The organism is Paraburkholderia sp. RAU6.4a (assembly GCF_050435625.1).
Lineage (GTDB): Bacteria > Pseudomonadota > Gammaproteobacteria > Burkholderiales > Burkholderiaceae > Paraburkholderia > Paraburkholderia tuberum.
In genome coordinates this window covers 406,048-419,253 of the sequence record NZ_JBNDKQ010000003.1, presented here as the reverse complement: position 1 = coordinate 419,253, position 13,206 = coordinate 406,048, and the positions used below count along the sequence as shown (strand labels likewise).

The window sequence follows — 13,206 nt, the reverse complement described above, 5'->3', positions numbered from 1 at the left end:
AACTCGCCGAAGCGGGCCATCGCGTCGCACCGTACTGCCGACAGCAAAAAAAATCGAACAACGCGCGTGCAGCGCAAACAACGGAGACAGGCTCATGAGTTTCGTTCCTCCTGCTTCGGCCGCGGCCTCGACCGCGACCGCGCGCGACGACGCGGCGCTCGCCGGCATCGCGCGCGGCGGCAACACGGTCGACATCGGTCATGCACTCGACGACGGCCCCTACACGTTGCTGCAGAAAATCGCGGTGGTGCTCGCGGCGCTGTCGATCGTCGTCGACGGTTTCGACAGCCAGCTGATCGGCTTCGCGATTCCGATGCTGACCAAGGAGTGGGGCATCACGCGCAACGCATTTGCGCCGGTGGTTGCGTCGGGGCTGGTCGGCATGGGTATCGGCAGCGCGTTCGCGGGGCTGTTCGCCGATCGCTTCGGCCGCCGCTGGGCCGTGATCGGCAGCGTGTTCGTGTTCGGCCTGGCGACCTGCGCGATCAGTCTCGCGCCGAACGTCGCGGCCATTGCGGCGCTGCGCTTTATCGCGGGGCTCGGCATCGGCGGCGCGCTGCCGACGTCGACGACGCTGACCGCCGAGTTCACGCCCGCGCGTTTTCGTACCTTCGCGGTGACGGCGACCATTCTGTGCGTGCCGCTGGGCGGTATGGTCGCGGGATTGTTCGCCGGCCAGGTGCTGCCGGTTTATGGCTGGCGCGGTCTGTTCGTAGCGGGTGGTGTGCTGCCGCTCGTGCTCGCCATCGTCCTGCTCGCGGCGCTGCCGGAATCGCCGCGTTTTCTGGCACGCCGTCCGCATCGCTGGCCCGAACTCGTGAAGCTGTTGCGGCGCATGGCGCGCGACGTGTCGGCCGATGCGAGCTTCACCGATGTGCGCGAACAAAGCGCTGAGAAACACGTCGGCTTTGCCGCGCTGTTCCGCGATGGCCGTTCGCGCGACACCGTCGCGATCTGGGGCGCGTTCTTCATGTGCCTGCTCGCGGTGTATGCAGCGTTCAGCTGGCTGCCGTCGATGCTGACGAGTGAGGGCTTGAGCGTGTCGCTCGCGGGCTATGGCCTGAGCGCGTACAACCTCGGCGGCGTAATCGGCGCGGTGCTGTGCGCGCTGGCGATCGGGCGCTACGGCTCGCGCTGGCCGCTGCTGCTGTGCTGCGCGGGCGGCTTCGCGAGTGCGTGGATGCTGCTCGGCGTCGGCGCGACCCAGCATACGGCGTTGATGATCGTCGGTCTCGGCTTGCACGGTCTGTTCGTCAATGCGGTGCAATCGACGATGTACGCGCTGTGCGCATACGTCTATCCGACCAGCGTGCGGGCGACGGGCACCGCGTCGGCACTCGCGTTCGGCCGCGTCGGCGCGATTCTGAGCGCATTCGCCGGTGCCGCGGTGATCACGGCCGGTGGCGCTTCGGGCTATCTGCTGATGCTCGGTATCGCAATGGTCATCGTGCTGATCGCGCTGGCGGTGGTGCAGCGGCATATTCCGCGTCGAGGCGCCGCGAGCGCGCGCTGATCGACGCGACGTCTCTCGCGGTGCGTTCGTATCGCGAGGGACTTTTGCGCGCGATCTGATTTTCCCCTTTGCAACAACCTGTTTCTCGCGCATCGCGGGGGTTTCCACTTGCCCCATGCACGAGCGACGCTATCAACCTCGCTGAATATAAACGGGCAACGCCACTGCATTCGCCGCCGGATCGCCGGCCGCATTGGTCGGCAAATACTGTGTCTGAAACGCGGTAAATCGCGGCAAACCCATCGGCGCGCTGCACGATCACCGCGCCGTCCTGGAACGCGCCGTTTTCGTTGTAATGCGGGCCGTGCGGATTGCCCTGATTCATGTGAGTCTCGTGAAGACCGTCCTTCTTCGGCAGAAACAGAAAGCCGAACCCATAGACCACGATGCCCGCGGTGGTCGGTGTCCAGAAATCGCGGTTGTGCAACTGGCCGCTGCCGTTGTCGTAGGGCAGACTTTGCGACGGCTTGCTTTCGTCGATGGTGAGGATTTCGTCGATGATGTCGTTGACGTCGGCGCGGTTGCCGTTCTGATCCTTGTAGGGGACGGGCCGCATGCGGTGAATGTCGAGCAGGCTGCTGTCCTGGAAGTAATCGAGCCGTGGAAAGCCGCTCGTGTAGAGGCCGAGGTTCAGGGGCTGCAGTTTCGCGGTGAGTGGATCGGCGAAGTTCAGATCGGCATAGAAGTACACGTTGTCGTTACCGCTTGCGCCCGGTTGCGTCGACGCCGAATTGACGACGATGTTGAATGGCGTGTTGTCGTTGCCAGTCACCGTGATCACATAGTGCGGACTGCCTATATACGAATCTTTGAAAGGCGCCGCGCGCAGCAGTTTTCCCTTGAACATGCAGTATTCGTTCATGACTGAATGACCTTCTCGAAGTTGACGAACGGAAAGCGACATATCCAAGCATACGGTGCTACACGTCGATAAACAACCGTGCTCGCTGTCATACGCTTGCAATGTTTTTATCCCAACGCTATTGCGGTGGGCGAGCAATGGTCATCACGCGTGGCGCTACGGGTTGGAGACGCACAAGGACAAGGCGTGGCATTTCCTCGCGTCGGACGACGGCTGACGGCCAGGCGGCCGTCGAACAGATCAACGAGGGGTGCTCGACAGAACGAAGTCGCCCGGTCAATGCGCCCGCGATCGGCGACCTGTTCGATCTTTTCGACTTCGACCGGGACTCCGACACGCACGGGCATCATGACGGGTCGCACCCGGACCATGATGCAGGCAACGGCGGTAAGGGCTGGTGGCCTTTCTGACCATAACCTGGAACGCTCGCGCGACCGGTACAGCGTAAAGTAGGACCGCCGCGCGTTCCGGCGGCGGTCACGGGGGGCAGATGATTGGTGCGATCCTGCGGCTGACCGGCGATTTGAAGGCTGTGCGGGCACTCGACGGCTGAGGGAAACTGAATCGCAACCACGCAGTGCTATCGGACGCCCACCTGCCGCGCGGTCGCATCGATCGCCGCTTTTGCCTTTGAGACGATTTCGTCGATTTCCGGCCGGCTGACCACGAGCGGCGGCGACAGCAACATCCGGTCGCCGCTCGCGCGCATGATCAGATTGCCGTTGAAGCAGAAGTCGCGGCACGTCGTACCGACATCGCCGCCATTCGCGAAGCGCTTGCGCTCGAGCGGCTTCTCGGCGAGTTGCACGCCCGCCACGAGGCCCGCGCCGCTGATCTCGCCAACGATAAGATGACCGGCGAACGTCTCACGCAGTTTGTTCTGAAAGTACGGACCGGTATCCGCTTTGACGCGCTCCACGATCCTCTCGTCGCGCAGCAGTTTCAGATTCGCAAGCGCGACGGCCGCCGCGACCGGATGCCCGGAGTAGGTGAGGCCATGATTGAAGTCACCGTTGTCGATCAGTGCGCGGGCGACGCGATCATGTAGACCGACAGCCCCCATCGGCACGTAACCGCTCGTCAGTCCCTTCGCGAGCGTGATCAGGTCCGGCTCGAAGCCGAAGTGCTGATGCGCAAACCATTCGCCGGTTCGGCCGAAGCCGCCGATCACTTCGTCCGCGACGAGCAGCACGTCGTACTTGCGGCAAATGCGCTCGATTTCCGGCCAATACGTCTCAGCCGGAAAAATCACGCCGCCCGCTCCCTGGAAAGGCTCACCGATAAATGCGGCGACATTGTCCGCACCGAGTTCGAGAATCTTCGCTTCGAGCTGCCGCGCGCGAGCCAGTGCGAATTCTTCCGCCGTCTGATCGCTTGCCGCTTCGCCGAAGAAATAGGGCTGATCGATATGCACGATGTTCTCGACTTTCGATGGCATCTGCTCATGCATATAAGCCATGCCGCCGAGCGTGCCGCCCGCGATCGTCGACCCGTGATAAGCGTTTTTGCGCGCGATGACGAACTTCCTCGCGGGCTGTCGTTGCGTCGCCCAGTATTGATGGACGATGCGCAGCACGGTATCGTTGCCTTCCGAGCCGCTGTTGCAGTAGAAGAAGTGATTGAATGGGGCGGGCGTCAGTTCGGCGAGCAGGGCAGACAGTTCAATCACGGGCGGATGCGTCGTCTTGAAGAACGTGTTGTAGTACGGCAGTTCCCGCATCTGCCGGAATGCGGCGTCGGCCAGTTCCTGGCGGCCGTAGCCGACGTTCACGCACCACAGTCCCGCCATGCCGTCGATGATCTTGTTGCCCTCCGAGTCCCACAGGTACACGCCTTGCGCCTTGACGATCACGCGAGAACCCGCGCGATTGAGCGAGCCCATATCCGAGAACGGATGGATGTGATGCGCGGCATCGAGCGCGCGGTATTCGGCGGTGCTGCGCGATGTGGCTTGCGAGGTCGGCGCGTCTTTCGTGCCGCCATGCTGCGACGTTTCCTTTTGCGCATACATCACGTCTTCAGTCTTATAGCTCATACTGCCTCCGTCTTTTCAAGGTTCTCATTGACCGATTGGCCCGCAGCACTCAAACGTGCAGCAGCAAGTGCCGGCGTTCCCACGAACTGATCACGCGGAAAAACGCTTCGTATTCGGTCTCTTTCAACGCGAGATACGCGCGGACGAACTGCTCGCCGAGTACTTCGGCAATCGGCTCGCACGCGCTCATCGACGTCAAGCCTTCTTCGAGATTGCGCGGTAATTGATAGGGCAGGGCATAGCCGTCGCTCGCCAGCGGTTCGGTTGCGGCGAGCCGCTGCGTAATGCCCAGATAACCCGCCGCCAAGGTCGCGGCAATCGCCAGATACGGATTGCAATCGACACCCGGAATCCGGTTCTCGATGCGGCGCGCGACCGGCGCGGAATGCGGAACCCGGAAGCCGACCGTGCGATTGTCATAACCCCACGCGACATTGATCGGCGCGGCCATGAAACGCGACAGACGCCGGTACGAATTGATGTACGGCGCGAAGATCGGCATCAGCGCCGGCGTGTATTTCTGCAAGCCGGCGATATAGCCGGTGAACAGCGAGGTCGGCTCGCCGTCGGCGGCGGTGAAGAGGTTGCGGCCGGTTTCCATATCGACGAGGCTTTGATGCATGTGCATCGCCGAGCCCGGCTCACCTTCCATCGGCTTCGCCATGAAAGTCGCGTACATCTTGTGACGCAACGCCGCTTCGCGCACGGTGCGCTTGAAGAGAAACACACTGTCCGCGAGCTTGAGCGGATCGCCGTGCATGAAGTTGATTTCCATCTGCGCGGCGCCGACTTCGTGTATCAGCGTATCGACTTCGAGTTCCTGCACGTCGCAGTACTCGTAGATGTCTTCGAACAACGGGTCGAATTCGTTGACCGCTTCGATCGAATACGCCTGGCGTCCGGTTTCCGCGCGACCCGTGCGTCCGACCGGCGGTTGCAACGGCAGATCGGGATCGCGGTTCATGTCGACCAGATAGAACTCGAGCTCCGGCGCGATCACCGGTTTCCAGCCGCGCGCCTTATATAGATCGAGCACGCGCCGCAACACACAGCGCGGCGAGATTTCGACCGGGGTGCCGTCGAAATGCACGCAATCGTGAATCACCTGCGCGGTCGGGTCGACTGCCCACGGAATCATCCGGATCGTGCTCGCGTCGGGTACGCACACCATGTCGGGATCGGTGACGCCGGTCAGCGAATCGCTTTGCGGATAGTCGCCGGTGACGGTCTGGATCATCACCGCCTGCGGCAGACGCATCGATTCGCCCGATTCGAACTTGCTGCGCGGAATGATCTTGCCGCGCGCGATGCCGGCCATGTCCGGAATAATTGCTTCGATTTCGGTGACGTGATGCTTTTTCAGAAATTCGTCGATGTCATGCATGATTGTTCTCTCTGTTTTGGTCCGCTACCTGGGTCATGGTGCAGGGTTTCGTGTATGCATGCGCTGGCGACACGCGTCGCCGAAGGTGCGAAATATCGCGCGGCGAGGTGGGAAAACGCCAAGGCGAGTCGACGCCAAAGCGAATCCGCGCAATAACGCGCAGCGCTTACCCGATTAGAAGCGGTTCGATTGAATCCGTCGCGATGCGCGGTGATCAGTCAGTGCCGCGCGGACGCAAGCAGCCAGCTCGCGAAAACGCGTGCAAACGGACGAATCGAGCAGCGAAAAGAGATGAAAGAGGAGAGGCGCTACGGCAGCAGCGAAGCGACTTCGTCTGTGCGCACCGCGATGAACGCGCGCGTGGAGAGGACGTTGCGGCGTCGAACGGAACGACGCGACAGGACTGTGATGACGGACAGAAAGCGGCGAAACGCAAGGCTGCCGTTGCTGCCGTCGGCGCTGGCGCCGTCAGCGCAAGTACAACGCGCCTGACTGCGATTCCAATTCACCAAAGGGCCTCGGACTCTCACGATGACACTCGACTGGCGTAGTTGAGGGTATTGAACGGCCTGTTTCGAGTCCACAGCGGATATTGAAGAAACAGGACACGGGTTGATCGAGAAGAAACGGTACTGGACGGTAGTAGCTTAATTCGTCGCGCCGCCCACAAGATCTCCCACTAGCTAGGATATACGAGCTAAAAATGCCGTCAATTTATTTTTAGATTTTGGCAAAGCGGCATCGAGCGTGATGCCGCGTGTTTCGTCTACTGTTCATTCACTCCGCGAGACGTGCGGTGATCTTCGCGGCGGTTCTGGTCGGCTTTAGCACAGGTGGCGAGTCGGCGTCGTGAAAGAACGCCGACGAAATCGCGCGCGACCGACGAATGGGCGCGGCGCACGACGCGGCGCGGCCTGCATGCGCCGCGCGGCAAGTGGATCAAACCGGGTTGAGAAGCATGATTTGCCTCGCTTCAGGCGAGGCGGTCCGGGAAGAGGCCCGTTGGCTCACGCATCCTCGGACGGATCATAGGGCACCACGCGCTCATGCTCGTCCGCGTGATTGCGCGCGACGATCGCGCGCGCCGCGGCGTTCGCGTCGAGATTGAACGCCTGATGCGGCACGCCCGGCGCAATGAACAGGAAGTCGCCCGGCTCGGTGATAACCGACTCGCGCAGACCCGGGCCGTAGCGCGTCTCGATCTTGCCTTCGAGCATATAGATCGCCGTCTCGTAGTCGGCGTGAAAGTGCGGCTCCGCATGGCCGCCAGGCGGGACCACGACCATGTACATCGACAGCCCGGTGCTGCCCGCGGTGCCCGCCGAAATGCCGACGAAATAGGGCAGCCGCTGCATCGTCGCCATTTCCCGTTCGGGCCGCACCTTGACCACCGGGGCCCGCGCGTCGTGCGTAACGTTTGACATGGTCGCTCCTTTCGTCACCGCCGTGCCGGGCGGCTTCACGCATGCCGAACTGAAAGTCTAGACGATACGGGCGGCAATGTCGGACGTGATCGAGCGGAGCTGGTGAAGCGCGGGCGAGCGCGAAATCGCGTTGCTACAATGGTCGGCATACCCCGACAGAGATCACGGAGACAGCACATGGCCACGCTTCAGCCCATCAGCCGCTACCCGGTGCCCGAGCCGAGCGAGTGGCCCGAAGACATCAGTGCCCGCATTCTCGAAGTGCAGGAGAAAGCGGGTTTCGTGCCGAACGTGTTTCTGACGCTCGCGCATCGGCCCGACGAATTCCGCGCGTTCTTCGCTTATCACGATGCGTTGATGCTGAAAGAGGGCGGTCTAACGAAAGGCGAGCGGGAGATGATCGTGGTCGCGACGAGCGCGGTCAACGATTGTCTTTACTGCGTGGTCGCCCACGGCGCGATTCTGCGCATCTACGAAAAAGCGCCGCTGCTCGCCGATCAGGTCGCGGTCAATCACCGCAAGGCCGACATCACCGTCCGCCAGAAGGCGATGCTCGATTTCGCGCTGAAGGTGTGCCGCGCGTCGGGCACGGTCGACGAAGAAGACTTCCAGACACTGCGCGGCCACGGCTTCACCGATGAAGACATCTGGGACATCGCGGCAATCACCGCGTTTTTCGGGCTGTCGAACCGGATGGCCAACGTGATCTCGATGCGTCCGAACGACGAGTTCTATCTGATGGGGCGTGTGCCGAAAGCCGCGGCGGATGCACCGAAAAAGTAGCCTCGGCTGGAATCGCTTCAGCATCTCTATCGGCAATTCGCATCACGCCTGCGCGGGGCGAGATGAACGCCGTGCGGGCGTCATCACCACGGTGTCGTCGATCGGGAAATGCAGCAGTGCCGCGATCGATCCCGCCGCGACCGTCGCTACCCATAGCAGTGAGTACGAGCCCGCCAGATCGAACACGAGGCCACCGAGCCACGCGCCGAGAAACGAGCCGATCTGATGGCTCAGAAAGCACACGCCGAACAGGCTGCCGAGGTGACGGGTGCCGAACACCTTGGCGACTAGCCCGCTCGTCAGCGGTACGGTGCCGAGCCACGTGAGGCCCATCACCGCCGCGAAAATCACCACGGACACAGCGCTTTTCGGCAGCGCGAAGAATGCGGCGATCGTCGCGCTGCGAATCAGATAAAGCCAGCCGAGCACATGATGTTGGCGGAACCGGCCGCCGAGCCAACCGCATGCCCAACTGCCCGCCATGTTGAACAGGCCGATCAGCGCAAGCGCGGTGGCGCCCAGCCCGATCGGCATATGACACAGCGTCAGATACTCGGGCATTGGGCAGAAGTTGCGTGCCGATCGCGATCAGCGAAAACGCCTCGGAGACGTACGACAGATAATCCGCGCCAAATCGCCGTTAGCGAGATGCCGCGCGGCTCGCGCACGAACAGTTCGACGCCGAGCGCTCCCTCGAGTCCAACGATGCCGTGACTGATCGCGCTCGGCGTGACGTTCAGCTCGGCGGCGGCGAGCTTGAAACTTTGATGCCTGCCGGCCGCTTCGAAAAAGCGAAGCGCGGGCAGGGGTGGCAGACGAAGCGGCATGTGCGTTCCCCAAGGCGCCGCGTCGTGCGTGGCGCGCGTGCCGGGTGGTGTTGGCGGGTGTAACGAGCTTGCTGGTTGGCGCGAGCATACCTTGCGCCGGCGGCTGGCGGGTGGGTGGTCAAACCGCCGGCAAAATCGCCGCAAAAAGCCCCCCGCTGCAAAATCATGGCGAGGCCTGTCGATTTTCCGCGGCCTCGTTCGTCGTCCCTACAGGAAGGGCGGCAAAGCGACGATGCCCGCTCGTCTTCCGTCCGTTTTCTGACGATTTCTCACAAGGAGATGACTGATGAACGACGCAAACACTTCGATGCATACGCTGAAACCGGCCCGCGAACTGGCCGACTTGCCCTCGCGCTTTCCGGGCGAGAGCCCCGAATATCGACGCGCGCGCAACGCGTTGCTCGCCGAGGAGATCGAGCTGCGCCGCCAGATCGAGCGTGTCGCCGCGCAGCGTCGCGCGCTGCCGGCGGGCGGTGTCGTGCCGGAGGATTACCGCTTCGACGGCGAAGCGGGCCCGGTCACGCTATCGCAGATGTTCGGCGCGCACGACACGCTCGTGACCTACAACTGGATGTTCGGACCGCAACGCGCGCGGCCGTGCCCGATGTGCACGTCGCTACTGAGCGCGTGGGACGGCGAAATGCCCGATATCCTGCAGCGCGTCGCGTTCGCGGTGATCGGCCGCTCGCCGATCGACAGGCTCGTCGCGTTCAGGCAGGAGCGCGGCTGGCGGCATCTGCGGCTGTATTCGTCGGGCGGCAACACGTTCAATCGCGATTACGCGGCCGAAGATCCCGCCGGCGACGACCTTCCCGCGCTGAACGTATTCACGCGCACGGGCGGCGTCGTGCGGCACTTCTGGGCCGAGGAGATGGGGCCGTCGACGTCGGACCCCGGACAGGATCCGCGCGGCGCGCCCGATCCGATGCCGTTGTGGACGATCCTCGACATGACGCCGGGCGGCCGTGGCACCGACTGGTATCCGAAGCTGGCGTATTGAGCGGCGCTGCCATGGAGCGATCGAGCGCTACGAATGCGTCTGCGCCGCGTGGCTCTGGGCGAGCGCGGTCCACAGAAACGTGCCGACCGCGCTCGCCCGCATCGGCAGGCTGAACAGATAACCCTGCACCGCGCGCGCGCCGAGCGCCTTCACGACCTGGGCCTGCAACGGCGTTTCGAGTCCCTCCACCACGCATTCGTGCCCGAGGTTGCGGCATAGGTCGATCACGGATTTGATGATCTTCTTCGATGCGCTGTTGGTATCGACGTCGCTCACGAAGCTGCGGTCGATCTTGATCGCGTCGAATGGCAGCCGATGCACGTAGCTGAGGCTCGAATAGCCGGTGCCGAAATCGTCGAGCGACAGCCGGCAGCCGGCCTGCTTCAGCATCGTCATCGCGCTGTGCGCCTGCTCGAAATCGCGCGTCAACGCGGTTTCGGTCATTTCGAACGTCACGCGATGCGGCGACACGCCGCTTGCCGCGACGATGTCGATCAGGCGGCGCGCGCGCGCCGACGTCGAGATATCGATCGCGGACAGATTGAACGACAGATACAGATCGGCGGGCCAGTGCGCGACCTCGGCGAGCGCCTGGCGCAGCAGCACGTCGGTGATGCCGAGGATCAGCTCGGTCCGCTCTGCAATCCGAATGAATTCCTCCGGCCTGACCATGCCGAGCCGCGCGTTGTGCCATCGACCGAGCGCTTCGAGGCCGATCGGCCGGCGCGTGAGCAGATCGTAGATCGGCTGGAACTCGAGGAACAGTTCCGCTTCGAGGTCAGCATGGCGCAGCTCCTGCGTGACGAGGCTTAGACGCCGCATCTGCGTTTCGTGTTCGGTCGAGAAAATCACCGGCATGCCGCGGCGGTTTTCCTTGCCGACATAGAGCGCGGCGTCGGCGCGTTCGAACACCTGCGCGACCGTCGAGCCCGCGTCGGGAAACGCTGCCCAGCCGATCGTGCCCGACAGCTCCGCGACATTGTCGGCGACTTGATAAGGCTGGCTGAGCGCATCGCAGATACGCTGCCCCAACTCGACCAGCGCTTCGTTCGACACCTTGTGGCGCACGAGCACGCCGAATTCATCGCCGCCCAGACGCGCGAACATCAGGCCCGTTTCGCCGATCAACACGAGCCGTGTGCCGACTTCCTGCAGTACGAGGTCGCCGCTCGCGTGACCGTAAATGTCGTTGACCTGCTTGAAGCCGTCCAGATCGATGAGGCCGACGTTGAAGCCGCCACCGGTTTCGAGCGCCTGCTCCGATATCGCGCTCAGCGCCGCGAAGAAACTGCGCCGGTTCGGCAGGCCGGTCAGACTGTCGATGCTGGCGAGCCGATAGTTGTCGTCGCTGAGCCGTTGGGTGTTGTGCTGGCTTGCCTGCAGTTCGCGTTGCGCGTGCACCGCGTCTGCAAACGTGCGCCAGTAAAGCTGGATGACCGCCGCGAGCGCGACGCCGACCAGCGCCATGTCGACGGCCATCGCGAAGAACACCGGCGAGCCGCTCGACACGAGGAAGCCGGAGAAACTCAGGATGACGATGCAAAGCAGCAGAAGCGCGGGCTTGCGCAGATGGATCAGGCAGAACATGCTGCCGACCAGCGTCGTCGCCATATAGAACGCGACCTGCGCCTGCTGGTAGGCGGTGCCGTACGGAAACAGCAGCACCGACCAGCCGCTGAACGCGACGCCGAACACGCCGACGATCCAGGTCACGCTGCGCAATTCGCGGACCGCCTGAGCGTCCGTCATCTTATGGTTGCGTTTGCGCCACCAGCGCACGCAGCGAAACACACACAGCGCGCCGAGCGTGCCGGGCACATACATCGACAGCCAGGCCGGCGCGCTGTCCAGATGCGTCGCCGCCACCGCCGCCGTGTTGACGAGCAGGATGAAGTAGAGAAGCGGCACCTGGCGGCGGAACGCGTGCAACTGCGCACGCATCAGCTCCCGGTCACCCTCGGCGACCGACAGTACCTTCTTCAATCTCGCAAGCCAAGCCATCGCCATCCCTTTAACGTTTGCGCGCTAAACGCAGCTGTTTATATCGGCGCGAGGCTGATTAACTTGAGCGCTCAAAGGGGTAACGGAGCATCGCAGTCAAGGGTCCGTGAAACCGGCTGCGCGCTTACGGATAGTCGGGCGGTAAGTACTACCTGGCGGCGCGTGTTGGCGGCGCTGGAACCAGACGTTTGTGCCGGATGCCGATCGCGAGACTCGAGCAAAAGGCGGCCTTCGCGCATGCTCAAAGCGTGGGGCACGACAGCACCCGCTGCGGCCGCATGGCGGTGCCGGGCTGGCCGGCCGGCGCGGGCGTGCCACGCGGCGCGGCCGCGACGAGCCGGACCGCGTCGGCGCCAGCATTCGCGAGCACGTATTTTTCCGGGCTGTCATCCGGCTGCCAGTACGCGCGAAACACGTCGCCGTCGCTGAACACGAGCAGCTTGCCGTGCACGGTTTTTCCGCCGCCAACGAAGTCGACCGGTTCGCCGTCGCGTAGCGAAAAGCTCTGCGCGGCGCTGGAGTTCGTCGCACCGACGAGGGTCGCGCACGCGTTGTCGTCGGCCGCGGCCGCCGCCGACGACAACGCGGCGAGCAGCGCGCATGTTGCAAAGTGGCGAATTCTCACTTCTTTATGTCTTGCCGATAGTTAACTTGTGACGTGTGTCGCAAATGGTGCGCCCGCGCATCGGGAAAAGGGCTATCGTCATCGGGAAGCCGGCGCGGGATCGCGTAACGCGACCTAAAGTACTGAAATTGCAACGGATTGTGATGCGCGGCGAATGCTCATGAGGCGGCGCGCGCGCATAAGCTCGCGATTCTTATGGCAGTTTGGGGCGCAAAAACGTCAAACCGGCGGCTTTGCCTTGATACAAGCCTTACACCAAGGGTTTGCGCGAAGGTGCGCCTATGCGTTAGTGTGTCGGTCCCGGCGCCTCAGAGGGCGCCGGTTCCATGATTACCATACGGGAAGTGCTATGAACAAACAGGAACTGATTGATGCAGTCGCCGCAGCGACGGGCGAAAGCAAAGCGGCAACCGGCCAGACCATCGACGCGATCGTCGAGGCAGTGACCAAGGCCGTGGTGAGCGGCGATACGGTGCAACTGGTCGGTTTCGGTTCGTTCTCGACCGGCGCGCGCGCGGCACGCGTGGGGCGCAATCCGTCGACGGGCGAAGAGATCCAGATCGCCGCGGCCAAGACGGTGAAGTTCACCGCAGGCAAGGCGTTCAAGGAAGCCGTCAACGCGTCGTAAGCAACGCGCTTCACGCCGGAGCATTCGCGATGCGCGCCGCAGCCCCGCTGTGAGGCGCGCGTGAGTGATGCGTCGGGCGTGAGGATCACGCGCTGCCCAACCCGGCCAGGCGATTCGCCGGCAG

General features: G+C 63.2%; 10 protein-coding genes and 3 pseudogenes. 4 read left to right on the top strand and 9 right to left on the bottom strand.

Annotated elements, in window-relative coordinates:
• The first annotated feature begins 94 nt into the window (after window positions 1–94).
• Window positions 95–1,513, top strand: a complete 1,419-nt coding sequence (locus OKW40_RS26390) for an MFS transporter (protein ID WP_429492465.1) — start codon at window positions 95–97, stop codon at window positions 1,511–1,513.
• A 132-nt stretch (window positions 1,514–1,645) separates the two neighbouring features.
• Here OKW40_RS26390 and OKW40_RS26385 read toward each other — a convergent pair.
• The 5 genes and pseudogenes from OKW40_RS26385 to OKW40_RS26365 form a co-directional block, all read right to left on the bottom strand.
• A pseudogene (locus OKW40_RS26385) lies at window positions 1,646–2,375 on the bottom strand (DUF2278 family protein).
• Window positions 2,376–2,955: 580 nt separating this feature from the next.
• Entirely contained in the window at window positions 2,956–4,410 is a 1,455-nt protein-coding gene (locus OKW40_RS26380; protein WP_429492463.1) for an aspartate aminotransferase family protein, read from the bottom strand.
• Window positions 4,411–4,459: 49 nt separating this feature from the next.
• Complete coding sequence (locus tag OKW40_RS26375) at window positions 4,460–5,794, bottom strand: glutamine synthetase family protein (RefSeq protein ID WP_187610714.1); 1,335 nt, start codon at window positions 5,792–5,794, stop codon at window positions 4,460–4,462.
• A 308-nt stretch (window positions 5,795–6,102) separates the two neighbouring features.
• Window positions 6,103–6,306, bottom strand: coding sequence for a hypothetical protein (locus tag OKW40_RS26370; RefSeq protein WP_260330502.1), 204 nt, complete (start codon window positions 6,304–6,306; stop codon window positions 6,103–6,105).
• A 495-nt stretch (window positions 6,307–6,801) separates the two neighbouring features.
• Window positions 6,802–7,218: a cupin domain-containing protein gene (locus OKW40_RS26365; protein ID WP_429492462.1), complete on the bottom strand. Its 417-nt coding sequence runs from the start codon at window positions 7,216–7,218 to the stop codon at window positions 6,802–6,804.
• A gap of 177 nt (window positions 7,219–7,395) precedes the next feature.
• Between OKW40_RS26365 and OKW40_RS26360 the strand changes: the two genes are divergently transcribed.
• Window positions 7,396–8,001 carry a peroxidase-related enzyme gene (locus OKW40_RS26360; RefSeq protein WP_429492460.1) on the top strand — a complete coding sequence of 202 codons (606 nt, stop codon included), beginning with the start codon at window positions 7,396–7,398 and terminating at the stop codon, window positions 7,999–8,001.
• Window positions 8,002–8,043: 42 nt separating this feature from the next.
• Here the strand turns inward: OKW40_RS26360 and OKW40_RS26355 are convergent.
• Together OKW40_RS26355 and OKW40_RS26350 are read right to left on the bottom strand one after the other, a co-directional pair.
• Window positions 8,044–8,562 (bottom strand): annotated as a pseudogene (locus OKW40_RS26355) (MFS transporter); the annotation flags it as partial.
• A pseudogene (locus OKW40_RS26350) lies at window positions 8,537–8,828 on the bottom strand (LysR family transcriptional regulator); the annotation flags it as partial. The pseudogenes OKW40_RS26355 and OKW40_RS26350, both read right to left, overlap by 26 nt.
• Window positions 8,829–9,114: 286 nt before the next feature.
• On the opposite strand from OKW40_RS26350, the gene OKW40_RS26345 reads away from it, so the two are divergent.
• Window positions 9,115–9,828: a DUF899 family protein gene (locus OKW40_RS26345; RefSeq protein WP_429353311.1), complete on the top strand. Its 714-nt coding sequence runs from the start codon at window positions 9,115–9,117 to the stop codon at window positions 9,826–9,828.
• A gap of 27 nt (window positions 9,829–9,855) precedes the next feature.
• On the opposite strand, the gene OKW40_RS26340 is transcribed toward OKW40_RS26345, so the two are convergent.
• Window positions 9,856–11,829: a putative bifunctional diguanylate cyclase/phosphodiesterase gene (locus OKW40_RS26340; RefSeq protein WP_429492458.1), complete on the bottom strand. Its 1,974-nt coding sequence runs from the start codon at window positions 11,827–11,829 to the stop codon at window positions 9,856–9,858.
• Between the two features lie 241 nt (window positions 11,830–12,070).
• Window positions 12,071–12,454 (bottom strand): hypothetical protein, encoded by a 384-nt coding sequence (locus tag OKW40_RS26335; protein ID WP_429402904.1) that lies wholly within the window; start codon window positions 12,452–12,454, stop codon window positions 12,071–12,073.
• 349 nt (window positions 12,455–12,803) lie between these two features.
• Here OKW40_RS26335 and OKW40_RS26330 point away from each other — a divergent pair, with 349 nt between their 5' ends.
• The gene (locus tag OKW40_RS26330) at window positions 12,804–13,082 is read left to right on the top strand and encodes an HU family DNA-binding protein (protein ID WP_013092091.1); all 279 of its coding nucleotides are present in this window, start codon (window positions 12,804–12,806) and stop codon (window positions 13,080–13,082) included.
• Window positions 13,083–13,206: the final 124 nt, after the last annotated feature.